The 13,685-nt window shown below is 34.0% G+C and carries 14 protein-coding genes and 1 other RNA gene; 8 read left to right on the forward strand and 7 right to left on the reverse strand.

The window, feature by feature from the left end:
* The first annotated feature begins 30 nt into the window (after positions 1-30).
* Genes ACKOWY_RS02110 through ACKOWY_RS02120 form a run of 3 tightly spaced genes read left to right on the forward strand, consistent with a single transcriptional unit; the run spans position 31 to position 1,569 of the window.
* Complete coding sequence (locus tag ACKOWY_RS02110) at positions 31-414, forward strand: hypothetical protein (RefSeq protein WP_408939790.1); 384 nt, start codon at positions 31-33, stop codon at positions 412-414.
* A gap of 23 nt (positions 415-437) precedes the next feature.
* Positions 438-1,271 (forward strand): 50S ribosomal protein L11 methyltransferase, encoded by an 834-nt coding sequence (gene prmA / locus ACKOWY_RS02115; protein WP_408939791.1) that lies wholly within the window; start codon positions 438-440, stop codon positions 1,269-1,271.
* Positions 1,272-1,293: 22 nt separating this feature from the next.
* Positions 1,294-1,569 (forward strand): ATP-dependent Clp protease adaptor ClpS, encoded by a 276-nt coding sequence (locus tag ACKOWY_RS02120; protein ID WP_408939792.1) that lies wholly within the window; start codon positions 1,294-1,296, stop codon positions 1,567-1,569.
* 1 nt (position 1,570) lies between these two features.
* Here the strand turns inward: ACKOWY_RS02120 and ACKOWY_RS02125 are convergent, their stop codons facing one another.
* The 3 genes from ACKOWY_RS02125 to ACKOWY_RS02135 all read right to left on the reverse strand — a co-directional run bounded on the left by ACKOWY_RS02125 (position 1,571) and on the right by ACKOWY_RS02135 (position 2,893).
* A complete protein-coding gene (locus tag ACKOWY_RS02125) occupies positions 1,571-1,837 on the reverse strand; it encodes a heavy-metal-associated domain-containing protein (protein ID WP_408939793.1) in 267 nt (88 codons plus the stop codon).
* 75 nt (positions 1,838-1,912) lie between these two features.
* A complete protein-coding gene (locus tag ACKOWY_RS02130; protein ID WP_408939794.1) occupies positions 1,913-2,326 on the reverse strand; it encodes a DUF6691 family protein in 414 nt (137 codons plus the stop codon).
* A gap of 9 nt (positions 2,327-2,335) precedes the next feature.
* Complete coding sequence (locus ACKOWY_RS02135; RefSeq protein ID WP_408939795.1) at positions 2,336-2,893, reverse strand: YeeE/YedE family protein; 558 nt, start codon at positions 2,891-2,893, stop codon at positions 2,336-2,338.
* A gap of 84 nt (positions 2,894-2,977) precedes the next feature.
* Here ACKOWY_RS02135 and ACKOWY_RS02140 point away from each other — a divergent pair, with 84 nt between their 5' ends.
* The 3 genes from ACKOWY_RS02140 to ACKOWY_RS02150 all read left to right on the forward strand — a co-directional run bounded on the left by ACKOWY_RS02140 (position 2,978) and on the right by ACKOWY_RS02150 (position 5,191).
* Positions 2,978-3,445 carry a 2-dehydro-3-deoxyphosphooctonate aldolase gene (locus tag ACKOWY_RS02140; protein ID WP_408939796.1) on the forward strand — a complete coding sequence of 156 codons (468 nt, stop codon included), beginning with the start codon at positions 2,978-2,980 and terminating at the stop codon, positions 3,443-3,445.
* Between the two features lie 72 nt (positions 3,446-3,517).
* On the forward strand, positions 3,518-4,336 hold the full coding sequence (gene kdsA / locus ACKOWY_RS02145) for a 3-deoxy-8-phosphooctulonate synthase (RefSeq protein WP_408939797.1): 819 nt from the start codon (positions 3,518-3,520) through the stop codon (positions 4,334-4,336).
* 9 nt (positions 4,337-4,345) lie between these two features.
* The gene (locus ACKOWY_RS02150; protein WP_408939798.1) at positions 4,346-5,191 is read left to right on the forward strand and encodes a hypothetical protein; all 846 of its coding nucleotides are present in this window, start codon (positions 4,346-4,348) and stop codon (positions 5,189-5,191) included.
* 52 nt (positions 5,192-5,243) lie between these two features.
* On the opposite strand, the gene ACKOWY_RS02155 is transcribed toward ACKOWY_RS02150, so the two are convergent.
* The 4 genes from ACKOWY_RS02155 to ACKOWY_RS02170 form a co-directional block, all read right to left on the reverse strand.
* On the reverse strand, positions 5,244-6,608 hold the full coding sequence (locus tag ACKOWY_RS02155; RefSeq protein ID WP_408939799.1) for a M28 family peptidase: 1,365 nt from the start codon (positions 6,606-6,608) through the stop codon (positions 5,244-5,246).
* Positions 6,609-6,734: 126 nt separating this feature from the next.
* On the reverse strand, positions 6,735-8,171 hold the full coding sequence (locus ACKOWY_RS02160) for an MFS transporter (protein ID WP_408939800.1): 1,437 nt from the start codon (positions 8,169-8,171) through the stop codon (positions 6,735-6,737).
* Positions 8,172-8,196: 25 nt separating this feature from the next.
* On the reverse strand, positions 8,197-10,293 hold the full coding sequence (locus tag ACKOWY_RS02165; RefSeq protein WP_408939801.1) for a glycoside hydrolase family 97 protein: 2,097 nt from the start codon (positions 10,291-10,293) through the stop codon (positions 8,197-8,199).
* A gap of 135 nt (positions 10,294-10,428) precedes the next feature.
* The gene (locus ACKOWY_RS02170) at positions 10,429-11,631 is read right to left on the reverse strand and encodes an NAD(P)-dependent oxidoreductase (RefSeq protein ID WP_408939802.1); all 1,203 of its coding nucleotides are present in this window, start codon (positions 11,629-11,631) and stop codon (positions 10,429-10,431) included.
* Positions 11,632-11,853: 222 nt separating this feature from the next.
* On the opposite strand from ACKOWY_RS02170, the gene ACKOWY_RS02175 reads away from it, so the two are divergent.
* Both ACKOWY_RS02175 and ssrA read left to right on the forward strand, forming a co-directional pair.
* Positions 11,854-13,053 carry a serine hydrolase domain-containing protein gene (locus ACKOWY_RS02175; RefSeq protein ID WP_408939803.1) on the forward strand — a complete coding sequence of 400 codons (1,200 nt, stop codon included), beginning with the start codon at positions 11,854-11,856 and terminating at the stop codon, positions 13,051-13,053.
* 98 nt (positions 13,054-13,151) lie between these two features.
* Positions 13,152-13,550: a transfer-messenger RNA gene (gene ssrA / locus ACKOWY_RS02180) on the forward strand.
* The last annotated feature ends 135 nt before the right edge of the window (positions 13,551-13,685 follow it).

Raw genomic sequence — 13,685 nt, forward strand, 5'->3', positions numbered from 1 at the left:
GTAGTACTATTGCATACAATTTAGAACCAAATGAAAAAACTTATTCTTATTACACTACTCTTTTTGGGAATGCAAACGATAGTTGCCCAAACTATTGTGGAAAAATGGAAGCCATTTTCTGAATACCATCAGCTATTATCAAATACATTTCATCCTTCTGAAGAAGGAGATTTTGGGCCTATAAAACAATTTTCAGGAGAATTAAATCGCAAAGCAGAAGCTTTAGATATTACATCTATTCCAAAGGAATTTAATACTCCGAAAATAGAAAGCACGGTAACACTGCTGAAAAAACAAACCAAATTTGTGGATGAATTGGTAAAAGTAAAAGCTCCCAATGCCGAAATTATGCGAGCCTTTGAGGATCTTCACGATATCTTTCACCGAATAGTACTGCTTTCAAAAGAAGAATAATATAAAACGATAATATAATCTCCATGTCAAACATTTATTTAGGATACCATTTTACTATTGAACCAAAAGAGTTAGGTTCTGAAATTCTTATTGCTGAGTTGGGCGAAAAACCATTTGAAAGCTTTATTGAAACCGATTTTGGAATTGTTGCATACATACAAAAAGACCTTTGTACTGACGATGTTTTAGATGATATCTTTATTTTATCCTCTCCAGAATTTACCGTTTCCTACAAAGTTGAAGAAATTGATCAAGTGAATTGGAATGAAGAATGGGAAAAGAATTTTGAGCCAATAGATGTTGATGGAAAATGTCATGTTCGAGCGCCATTTCACCCAAAAACTGAGGCCGAATTTGATATTGTTATCGAACCAAAAATGAGCTTTGGAACTGGGCATCATGAAACTACACACATGATGATTCAACACTTATTGGAAACCGATGTAACTGGATTAAAAACTTTAGACATGGGATGCGGCACTGCTATTCTTGCTATTCTTGCAGAAATGAAAGGAGCCAAACCTATTGATGCCATTGATATTGATAATTGGTGTTATTTAAATTCCATTGAAAATGCACAACGTAATAACTGTAAAGAAATAAGTGTGTATGAAGGTGAAGCAAGTTTATTGAATGGTAAAAACTACGATTTAATTATTGCCAATATCAATCGAAATATTCTACTAAATGACATGCAAGCTTATGTAAACTGTTTAAATAAAGGTGGAATACTTTTATTAAGCGGTTTTTACAACGAAGACATTCCTTTTATTGATGCCGCTTGTACAGAAAAAGGGTTGACTTACGTCAAAAAATTGGAACGAAACAATTGGGTTTCTTTAAAATATTTAAATTAGCATTGCACTATTAATAGCGTATATGAGTACTATTGAAAAAGTTCAAGAAGAAGTATTAATTGAAGAACAAGTAGAAAAAAACCATGAAATTGTGCTTTACAATGATGATGTAAACACATTTGATCATGTAATAAACTGCTTAGTTCGAATTTGCAAACATACCTCTGAACAAGCCGAACAATGTGCGATTATTGTTCATTATACAGGTAAATGTGCTGTTAAAACAGGTTCTATTGAAGAACTCAAACCCCAATGTTCACGATTATTGGATGCTGGTTTGAGCGCAGTAATTGAGTAACTTAATTTAGCTTTCCAATAGCGCAACTCACATACGATTTTGCTTTTGTTCCAAAAGTATTCTCCTCTCCAATAGCAGGATATCCATTCGCTTTTAAAGTTGCTTTTATTAGAAGTAAATCGGCTTCATTTATATAATTTAGGGATACCGAACCTTCTTCTACATTGACTAAAATTTCAGAAACATTTTTAATTTCGGAAAGTGTATTCAAAATAGTTTTAGCGCAACCATTACATTTTAAATTTTGTAGATATAGCGTTGTTTTCATGATAATTGAATTTATTACTTCAAATTTACCTCAATAAAAACAAAACTTATGTAACAATTATCACATAATCACTAATTAATGTGGTAATTTATCTTTGAAAAAACCATAGATAAAAGTTCCAAATAATGCACCAAAAAGTACAAATCCAACAGTTATAAATCCGGTACCAATTAATATATAAATAGGGCCTGGACAACTGCCTACCAAAGCCCAGCCAAGACCAAATAGTAAACCACCAATCCAATATCTAAAAGTACCTCGTTCTTTATCTAAAATTTCAATTGGCAAACCCTTAATATCTTTAATTTTATAGCGCTTAATGATTTGAATTCCGATTACACCCGTTGCAATGGCGGTCATAATTATGCCATACATATGAAATGAATCAAACTGAAACATTTCAAAAATTCGGTACCAAGATACCGCTTCCGCTTTGGTTAATACGACTCCAAAAACAAAACCTACAAGTAAATATTTAATTAAATTCATGTCGCTTGATTAAAAAATTAAAGGAAAAATAAAATTCACCATTATCAACCCACCAATAAAAAATCCAATCACCGCTTTCAAGGAAGGCAATTGAAAATTACTCAAACCCGAGATAGCGTGTCCCGAAGTGCAGCCTCCCGCATAGCGAGAACCAAATCCAATTAAGAATCCACCAAAAATTAATAAAAATAGTTTTTTAGGTGTTTGAAAAACCTCCAAACCAAAAAGGGTATCTGGCAATAATTTTCCGTTGGGAGCATCTATTCCCAATTTATTTAATTTCAAAATAGTTGCCGGATTTATGGACACATTAGAAGGATCTGATAAAAAATGGGTTGCAAAATATCCGCCTAACATTGCACCAAGCACCACAACTAAATTCCACCTTTGAGATTTCCAATCCCAATTAAAAAAAGGAACCTTTTTACCTAATCCGGCTATAGAACACATACTTCTGAGGTTTGTAGACATTCCGAAAGATTTACCAAAATAAAGTAAACACAGCATCACTAATCCGATTAAAAAACCAGAAACCGACCAATGCCAAGTTGCAGTAAGTAAATTCATATTAAATAATTTATTTTTACAAAAATAGAGAGTGTGGTTTGATTTTTGATAAATAATTTAAAATAAATAAAATTGATTCTCCAAATGAAAACGCTTAAAGTACTTCTGCTTCTTTTAATAATTACACTATCAAGCTCTTGTGGCTCGATAAAATCTACAATTAAAAACATTGATAATTCGGCCATAAAACCAGCAGTAAGAAATGGTCAATTTATCATTACAGAATATGCTAAGGATAATAATTACGGTTATGATCAAGATTATCCAATAAATTTAGGATTTGAAAACGAAAAAAATTCACCAAAAAACATTGACTATTTCTTTAACGGATTGGAAGGTCCAAAAGGTGAAAAAATATATTATGTTAAAATAGAAAATTGCTGTCCTTTCCCTACTAAAAGAAGCGTTATGGGCGCGGGAACTTTAGAAGTTTATGAAGTTAACATAGAAGGTACCGAAACGAAATTGCGAATGTATTTGAATATCTATGAAAAAGGAAAGGTTATGTGTCCCAAAGGATTACAAATAAAAAAAGAGAATAATTCCAACTAATAATTAAAAGGAAACCTTCTAGGTGTCTCAATAGAAGGTTTTTTCTTAGTACATTTGCAAAAAATTTAGAAAATGAATTTAATTAATATCCCAAAAATCAAGCATACCGAAAGTGGTAATTTCTTTCTTTTGGCAGGACCTTGCGCAATTGAAGGTGAAGAAATGGCTTTACGTATTGCTGATAGATTAATTACTATTACAGATCGATTAGAAATTCCTTATGTATTTAAGGGTTCTTTCAAAAAAGCAAACCGTTCTAGAATTGACAGTTTTTCTGGAATTGGAGATGAAAAAGCTTTAAAAATACTTAGAAAAATTTCCGAAACTTTTAATGTTCCAACAGTTACAGATATTCACACCAATGAAGATGCTGCAATGGCTGCCGAATATGTTGATGTACTTCAAATTCCTGCGTTTTTAGTTCGCCAAACCGATTTAGTTGTTGCTGCTGCAAATACAGGAAAAACCGTAAATCTTAAAAAAGGGCAATTTATGAGTCCGGAGAGCATGAAACATGCCGTTCAAAAAGTATTGGATTGCCACAATGAAAATGTAATGGTAACTGACAGAGGAACGATGTTTGGATACCAGGATATGATTGTTGATTATAGGGGAATTCCTACGATGCTACAATATGCTACAACTGTATTGGATGTAACACATTCGTTACAACAACCAAATCAAACTGCAGGTGTAACTGGAGGAAGACCAGATATGATTGAAACCGTTGCTAAAGCAGGAATCGCTGTAGGTGTTGACGGAATTTTTATTGAAACTCATTTTGATCCAGCGAATGCAAAAAGTGATGGAGCAAATATGCTTCACCTTGACTATTTTGAAGATTTGATGACTAAATTAGTGGCTATTAGAAAAACCATAAATCAATTTTAAATAATACGCATGTTTACAAAACTTAAAATCACTTTAGTTGTCTTGGCGGGTATTTTTTCACAATTCATGACTGCACAAGACGCTCCAAATCCAGTAAAATACACCGCTCACAATAAAGGGAAATTTTATATTTACTGGGGAGGTAACAGAGACAGTTATTCAAAGTCAGATATTCACTTTAAAGGAGCTGATTATGATTTTACCATAAATAACGTTTCGGCAGAAGATCATCCTGTTGGTTGGCACATCAATTACATTAACCCAACCATGATGACTATACCGCAAACAAATTTTAGATTGGGTTATTTTATTAATGATCACTATAACATCTCTATAGGAGTAGATCACATGAAATACATTATGGTTCAAACCCAAACTGTAAACATTGATGGAACTTATCCTGCAAGTTATGTTGGAAACCAAATTAATAACGGTCAGGTTAATTTAACAGATGAAACCTTTTTAACTTTTGAACATACAGACGGATTAAATTATATTAATTCTGAAATTTCTCGTGTGGATGATTTCTCAAAATATTTAGGAATAACAAATACCGATAAAATTCAAATAAACTTAACTGAAGGTATTGGCGGTGGTGTATTATATCCAAAGACCAACGCAAAAGTATTAGGCAAAGAACGACATGATGATTTTCATGTTTCTGGTTTTGGTATATCTGCTAAAGCAGGTATTAACATTACTTTTTTCAAACATTATTTTATTCAAGGCGAACTTAAAGCGGGTTACATAAATATGCCAGATATTAGAACAACCGCTTTAACAAATGATACGGCTAGCCAACATTTTAATTTCTTCCAAAGAATCATCTCTTTTGGAGGGATTTTTAATTTATAAAAATTAAAAAATCAATATAAAAAAAGAGACTTAAAAAAGTCTCTTTTTTTATTTAGTTATACTTGTCAAACAGATACATTAACGAAGCCATAGTTGCAGCACCAAGTTCTAATTCTCGTTTATTTACGGCATCAAATTTATCATTTGCTGCATGATGGTAATCAAAATAACGCTGGGAATCAGGATGCAATCCAACTTTAACAATAGAATCCGATTGAATAGGATCTACGTCAGTTCCGGAATGTCCTTTATCAAAAATATGAATTAAATAAGGCTCGAACAAATTCTTCCAACTCGAAATTTTATTGAAGTTTACTTCATCAGAATCAATAGAAAACCCTCTTGGAGAAAACCCACCCGAATCACTTTCCATAGCGAAAATATGATTCTCCTTATTTAATTTGGCTTCCTCTGCATATTTTGTTCCGCCTTTTACTCCGTTTTCTTCATTCATAAACAAGACCACACGAATGGTATTTTTAGGATGATAGTTCAACTTTTTAAACAATTCTAAAACAGCCATACTTTGTACGCATCCTGCACCATCATCTTGCGAGCCATCGCCTAAATCCCAAGAATCTAGGTGACCTCCCACCACCATAATAAGTTCTGGATGTTCTGAGCCTTTAATTTCACCAATAACATTGTATGATTTTACATCGGGATAACTTTGACACGATTGTTTGAAATATAATTTTAGATTAGTATTTGTTTTCAAAAGTTTACTCAAAGCCTCAGCCCCATTGGTAGAAATTGCAGCGGCAGGAATTCGTTTATCCATTGGAGTGTCTTTATAATTGGTCATTCCGGTATGTGGCAAATCGTCTAAACGCAAATTCATAGAGCGTACAATTACCCCAACAGCTCCCAATTCTCCAGCTTCTCTTGCCCCAGAAGATCTTTGATCCACACAACTTCCATAAGCATGAAAAGTTTCTATAAATTCGGGGTTCATAGGTCGGTTAAAGAAAATAATTTTGCCTTTCACCTTTTCAACTCCCAAGGCTTTTAATTCTTCAATACTTTTCACTTCGATAACCGATGCAGAAATTCCATCCTTAGGTGTAGCAACTGATAAACCTAATGCACAAATTGGAAAATTAATTTTGTTTTTCCCAACCTCAACATATGCTACTTCTTTAGCACCACGCTCCCACTTTGGCACCATAACTTCTTGCAAATAAACTCTGTCTAAACCAAGAGTTTCTAATTGTTGTTTAGTATATAGCACCCCTTTTTCGGCTCCACTTGAACCCGATAGACGGTGCCCAATTTTATTTGACAAATCGTCTAACCAATTGTAACAATGGCTTTCGGTTAATGCCGATTTATATATTTGCTTAAGCATAACCTCATCGGTAGTTTGCGAGAAGGATAAAGCAGTTTGTAATAAAAAAAAGAGTAATGCTTTTTTCATAGTATATTTTATTTGCATCAAAAATAAATTAAATACTTGGTAATTATTTCAATTGAATAAGAAAAAACTCCGAATGAAAATACTATTTCAAACGGAGTTTTATTAAATCGATTTTAATGATCCCTATTAATGTCCGCCACTTATTTTTTTATCAAAATCAATTCCTTGCCTTCTTAGTATCGAACTCACTTTCCAACCATAAAAGGCCAAATAAGCAAAACAAAGCACTCCCACAATATAACTATTTTGAATTCCAATTGAATCAGCAACAGTTCCTTGTAGCCAACTTACAATTCCACCACCCATAATCATCATAATTAAGAAACTACTTCCTTGACTCGTGTGTTTTCCAAGGCCACTAACTGCCAAAGTAAATATACAAGGCCAAAGCGTACTACAAAACAATCCAACACTAATAAAAGCATATACCGATACCATTCCGCTTGTAGCCATTCCAACCGCTAAAGAAACGATTCCTAAAGCAGAAAATAATACCAACATGCGTGCAGGGTTTCCTTTACTTGCAATATCTGCAGCAATTAATACCAAAATTATTAATGCATAAACATAAAACGGAGTCAAATCATGTTTAGCGATAGCATTTACTATTAAAAAAACACCAAAAGCAAGGTAAGGCGCCACAAATCGTAATATCTTTTGAAGATCCATTTTATCTGTAAATGCTTCAACAGCCCCAGTCCATCTTCCAATCATTAAACTAGCCCAATATAAAGAAATGTATGGTGCAATATTTTGGGTTAACAATCCTAAGTTCTTTTCCATATAGGCAGGTAAATTACTAGCTGTAGAAACCTCAACACCAACATAAATAAAAATGGCAATCATCCCTAAAATTAATTGTGGATATTGCAAAGCTGAAGTTTTTAAAGTACTACCTTCGGTTACAGTTTCTTCAATCGCTTCGGGGTGTTCTGGTAAAGAAGACATTTTAAGTAAAACTGCTACAACTAAAAAAGCTACCCCTAAAACAAGATAGGGAATTTTAACACTTTCGATACTCATTTCGGTATTGGTTGAAGTAGCTACACCAAAAATGGCAAAACTCACAATTAGTGGCCCAATGGTTGTTCCAAAATTGTTAATCCCTCCCGCAAGTGTCAATCGTTGTGATCCGGTAGTTATTGGGCCTAATGCAATTGCTAACGGATTAGCAACTGTTTGTTGCAATGAGAAACCTAAAGCAACGGTAAATAAACCGGAAAGCATTAATGGAAACGAATGCAAATTTGCCGCTGGATAAAACAATAAAGTTCCTAAAGCAGAAATTGTAAGCCCTAAAGCCAATCCGTTTTTATATCCAATTTTATTTACTAGATCCTTACCGATAGCAAGTGAAATCAACATATAGATTAATGATCCTACAGTGTAAGCAATATAAAATGCTACTGAAACCAATTGACTTTGGCCCTGAGTTAAATCGAATGCTTTTTTAAATACGGGAATTAATATATCGTTACTCGCTGCTACAAATCCCCAAAAGAAGAATACGGTAACAAGCGGAATAAATTGGGCCCAGTTGGTTTTAATTTGTTCTGATTTCATAATTTAGTTTTTTAGGTTGGTTGGTTTAATTAATAGGTTGAAAACTAATTGCAGTTCCACCTCCGTTAGCCAAATGTAATTTAATTTTAGATTTGGAAGTAACTTCAATCGTTTCTATGTCGTAATTTTTTGGATTATTTTTCCAATCGGCGTCTTTCCCATCTTGATAAATAACCGCTTTGTATTTTTTATTTGAAGAAAGGAAATCCAATTTAATTTGTGTATCTCTTGCATGTTCATCGGTAATTGCACCCAAAAACCAACGTTCACCATTTTTTTCTTTACGCGCAACTGTCAAATAATCGCCAGGCTCTGCTTCTAGATATTTAGAGTCTTGCCAATCCACTGCAACGTCTTTTATGAATTGAAAAGCTTCTGGGTAACGTTCGTAATTTTCTGGTAAATCGGCAGCCATTTGAACCGGAGAATACATGGTCACATACAAAGCCAATTGTTTAGCTAAAGTGGTATGAACTTGCTCTGTTTTTGATTTATCGTAATGACTCATTTTAATTTCAAATATACCTGGCGTGTAATCCATTGGTCCACCTAGTAATCTTGTAAATGGCAAAATGGTCTCGTGCATCGGTGGATTTCCAACACTCCAAGCATTAAATTCGTTTCCACGAGCAGCTTCGGCAGCCACATAATTCGGATAGGTTCTATTGAAACCCGTTGGGCGCGAACTCTCATGAGAATCAACCATAATTTTGTTTTCTGCGGCTCTTTGAGCCACAAAATTATAATGATTTACCATCGTTTGTCCATCATGAAATTCCCCTCTTGGAATAATTCTACCTACATAACCCGATTTCACAGCAGTATAGCCATAATCTTTCATCAATTTAAATGCACGATCCAAATGACGCTCATAATTAGCAACTGAACCCGAAGTTTCATGATGCATGATCATATTAACTCCTTTTGCTTTGGCGTAATCGGTAACCTCCTTCAAATTGAAATCTGGATAGGGTGTAACAAAATCAAATACATTTTCTTTCCAGTTTCCAAACCAATCTTCCCAGCCGGTGTTCCAACCTTCTACTAGCACCCCGTCAAATCCATTTTTGGCAGCAAAATCTATATAACGCTTCGTGTTTTCAGTGGTTGCTCCGTGTTTTCCGTAAGGCTTTAATTGCCCATCTGCTGCATTTTGAGCATTTTGAGAACCTGCATAATCCCAAGTTGATTTTCCAATATGCATTTCCCACCAAACACCAACAAACTTCATTGGTTTAATGAATGAAGTATCTTCAATTTTACATGGTTCATTTAAACTGAAAATCATTTTTGAACTCACAATATCTCGCGCATCATCACTTATCATAATGGTTCTCCATGGTGAAACACATGGCGCTTGCAAATAGGCTTTATCTCCAATAGCATTCGGTACTAAGTGCGAGGAAAATTGGTATTTTTCTGGAGCTACATCCAAATGCATCACTGGGTAATTTACAACTGCTGCTTCAAAAATATTTACATAAACTCCTTCTTCCGATTTCATCATCAAAGGCGACTGCACAATAGATTTTCCAGCAATAGATTTTAATCCGATTCCGTTATTTCGGTCAATATTATCGGTATTAATTTCTGATATTTTAGATTCTGTGTATGGATATTCTTGGCTATCAAAATCTCCCGGAAGCCAGAAGACCTTATGATTTCCCGTTAAGTTAAACTGCGTTTTTTCATCTGAAATAATAAAATAATTCAGGTTGCTTTGTTTCGGGAATTCATATCGAAAGGCAACTCCTTCATCATACACTTTGAAAATGATATTTAATCTTCTATTTGTAGTCGTTTGTGATAGCGAAACCTTCAATTGATTGTAGTTGTTTTTCACATTGGATTGCTCACCTAAAACGGGATGCCATATTTCATTCACACTTTTCTGACCAATACTATCAATTTTAAAATTAGCATCAAGGCTGGTGGTTTCTTTTAATTTTATCCCCAAACTACTTTCTGAAACTATGGTCTTATTTTTATATTGAACAGAATAACTTGGCGTTCCTTCTTTTGTTAATTGGAAGCTAAGAATTAAATTTTTGGAGGGTGATGCAATGTTTTGCGCATTGGAAATGGTGCAAAAAAATAATACTAATAAACTTAGTTTTCTCATAAATTTTGGTAATGATTAGGCATAATAAATTATAGATTATAAAAATACATTTATAATCTAAACCGCCAATAGATAGATTGAAATAGTTGTTAACGAAAACTTTTCTTAATTCGGAAAATGGGAATTAATTGCTGTTTATTTTCCGTCTACATACTCTTGCAAGTATTGAAATCGAGGGGTTAGTTTGCCGTTTTCAGTAATCTTTGCACGTTGTAAAATGCCGTCTTTATCTCCGTTAAAAAATGCAGGGATAACATGTTCCATGAACATTTCTCCAAAACCTTCACTAGCATCTTTTGGTAATTCACAAGGCAAATTATCAACAGACATTACCATGATTGAACCCGGATGTGTATAGGGAACCTCTTTGTGTTCGAATGGCAAATAACCAAAAAACGGATCGGCAATGGTTGATGCTTTAAGCGTACAAGCAATTGGTCCGGCAACATCACAAGATACATCTGCAACCACTTTTATTTTACAGTCGGAAGCGTTGAGCATTTCGTTAGTAAGGATATCGGGAGCGCCATTTCCATGAAAATGACCAGCTATATACATGTCTGAAACTTTGGTAAATCGCTCAAAATCTGAAGTGTATTCTTGAGGATTATTGTAAAAATCTTTGTTATCTAAAACCTTACCATCCAATCTCTTGTTATAGTCCAATACATCAATTTGAGTGTAAACGGGAGAAGAGAAATTTTTGTTTAAAAAATCATCAACACCAACCTCTTTAATTTTCATCCCGTCCAGCATTTCTTTGATGCCCATTCCTACTTTACCAAAACCGGTTACAACAATTTTCAAGTTTGGAAGTGTTTGTCTTTTTAATCGTGCCAACAAATCGGCTTGACTTTTTAGGGTTTCTGCCTTCGGCAAATTAAATAAATCAAATTTGATTCCGAATCCTCTAAATCCATTGTAAGCCCCAACAATTCCGGCATATCGCCCAAAACCAATTAATCTGCGAAAATTAGCATCTACAATAGTTTCATGATCATAAAGTTCGATGTTCTTTTCTAAAATTGCCTGCAATAATTTTCTATTGTACGGTTGTTTTTTAATGGTGTGCGAAAAGAAAAAATATTTTTTATTCGGAATTAAGGCATCCACAGGAATTTCCTTCACTCCAAATAATACATCGCAATCATTCAAATCGTTGGTTACGGTAATCCCTAAATCAGTGTATTCTTCATCGGTAAATATTCTGATATCAGAAGATTCTACTTTTACAAATGCCTCGGGATAATGCCCTTGTAAACGAACAATTTCTTGTGGGGTAAAAACAACTCTTCTATCGGGTGGTGATTTTCTTTCTTTTACGATTCCAAATTTCATTTGTAGGGTATTCTAGTTTGATTTGCAAAAATACCATTAACGAAATCGTTTTCAAAGGAAATCTTCTAAAAATTATTTTCAACAAAAAACACTCTAATTATTGAAAAACAAAGATTTAGAATTCCCTTTTTTCAGACTGTGAAAAACATGTTGATAGCTTTCTTAAAATCTGCTTTGGCAAGAAATAGTATTATTTATATTTGCTTTTTTATCCCCAAATAAATGAAACTTAAATATATATTTTACGGCATCCTAGTGCTTGGATTGAGCATATTATCTATAGTTAGCTACAAAGAAAAAAAGAGTAGCAAAGCATGCGAATCAAAAACCAATTCTAATGGCATTCCTGTTTTGCAACCTTTACAAGACAAAATGCCAGATCTTTCTGCTAGTTATTGTAATGATAAAAAAATAAGAATTGACAACTTCTTTCATAAAGTATGGAATAAGGAAGACAATGTTAGTTTTTTGATTGCTCAAAACGGTAAAATTCTATACGAAAACTACAATGGTTTTGCTAACCGATATAAAAAAGATTCCATCACCAAAGACACTCCTTTACATATTGCTTCGGTGAGTAAAGTAATCACAGCTACGGCAGTTTTAATGCTTGTAGATGCCGGAAAAATTAAGCTAGAACAAAAGGTAACCGAATTTCTACCAAACTTTCCTTATCCAGATGTAACCGTACTTACCCTGCTTAACCATAGAAGTGGTATGAGAAATTATGCTTATTTCACTTATGAAGATGGTAATTGGGATCGAAAAAAAGAACTGACCAATGCCGATATTATCTCGGTGATGAATGACCGACACATTGGATTGGAATCAAAAACAGATACCCGATTTGCGTATTGCAATACAAATTATGCCATGTTGGCATTAATAATTGAAAAAGTAACCGGACTTAAATATCCGGATGCCATGCAAGAAATGATCTTCAAACCATTGGGAATGAACAATACCTTTGTATATGAAACTTCAAAACATTATGGTAAAGTTTCACTTTCATATAAAGGCAACATGGATTTGGCTGTGGAATATTTGGATGGCGTGTATGGAGATAAAAATATTTATTCAACGCCAAGAGATTTACTAAAATTTGATTTGGCAAAATATTCGTCTTGCTATTTAAATCCGGAGTTAATTAAGAAAGTATACCACGGATACAGCAATGAGAGAAAGGGTCAGCGCAATTATGGCTTGGGAATTCGTATGATGGAATTTGAAAAAGGCGAACCATTTTATTACCATAACGGATGGTGGCATGGTAATACTTCGTGCTACATTAACATGAGAAAAGAAAAGGTAACTATGTTTGTTATTTCCAACAAATACACTAAAAAAACCTATCAAACCAAAAAACTAGCACCACTTTTTGGAGATTATCCTTTTAAAACGATTGATGAAAAGGAGGAATAGTTAGTATTTCATTTTTAGTTTCTTCTACTATTTTGCAAGGCACTTATATTGTTAGTATATTTGCAGGCATGGTTTTTGCAAAGCCATGAATACCATTTGGGGTCGACTGGTTTTGACAGCGAGTGGAATTGAACAGTAAGCACGTCGAGCTTTGTTTTTTCAGCTCGTTAATCCGAAATTACACCAATTTAAACGGCGAAGGAAACTACGCTCTTGCTGCATAATCTGAATCATAGTAAGATTAGCCACGCTCCTACAAGGTAGGAAAGCAGGATTCTCCTCGAAAGCTTTGGTTTGTGGCGGTCGACCAAGGGGAATCGTAAATACGAACCTAAGAACAGTGAAGCTTTGGTGCTGTTACGAAAATTAAAGAAGATAAGTATTTTGTGGCTGTTTCTGGCCAAGCAGAATAACGAAAATTCAATCAGAAAATAAGCGTGTAGAAAGCTCTTTGATTGCTTGTTTGGACCCGAGTTCGATTCTCGGCGACTCCACTAGAGTGGACAACTCGATTTTTTTCGAGAATTGTCCACTTTTTTTATTTTGTAAACCATTGTCTATCTGCAACATAAACCTCAAAACATCATTAATTCTAGTAGTTCGACATTTTTTTCCGTCAAATTCAAATTTTT

It is taken from the genome of Flavobacterium sp., assembly GCF_046073885.1.
Lineage (GTDB): Bacteria > Bacteroidota > Bacteroidia > Flavobacteriales > Flavobacteriaceae > Flavobacterium.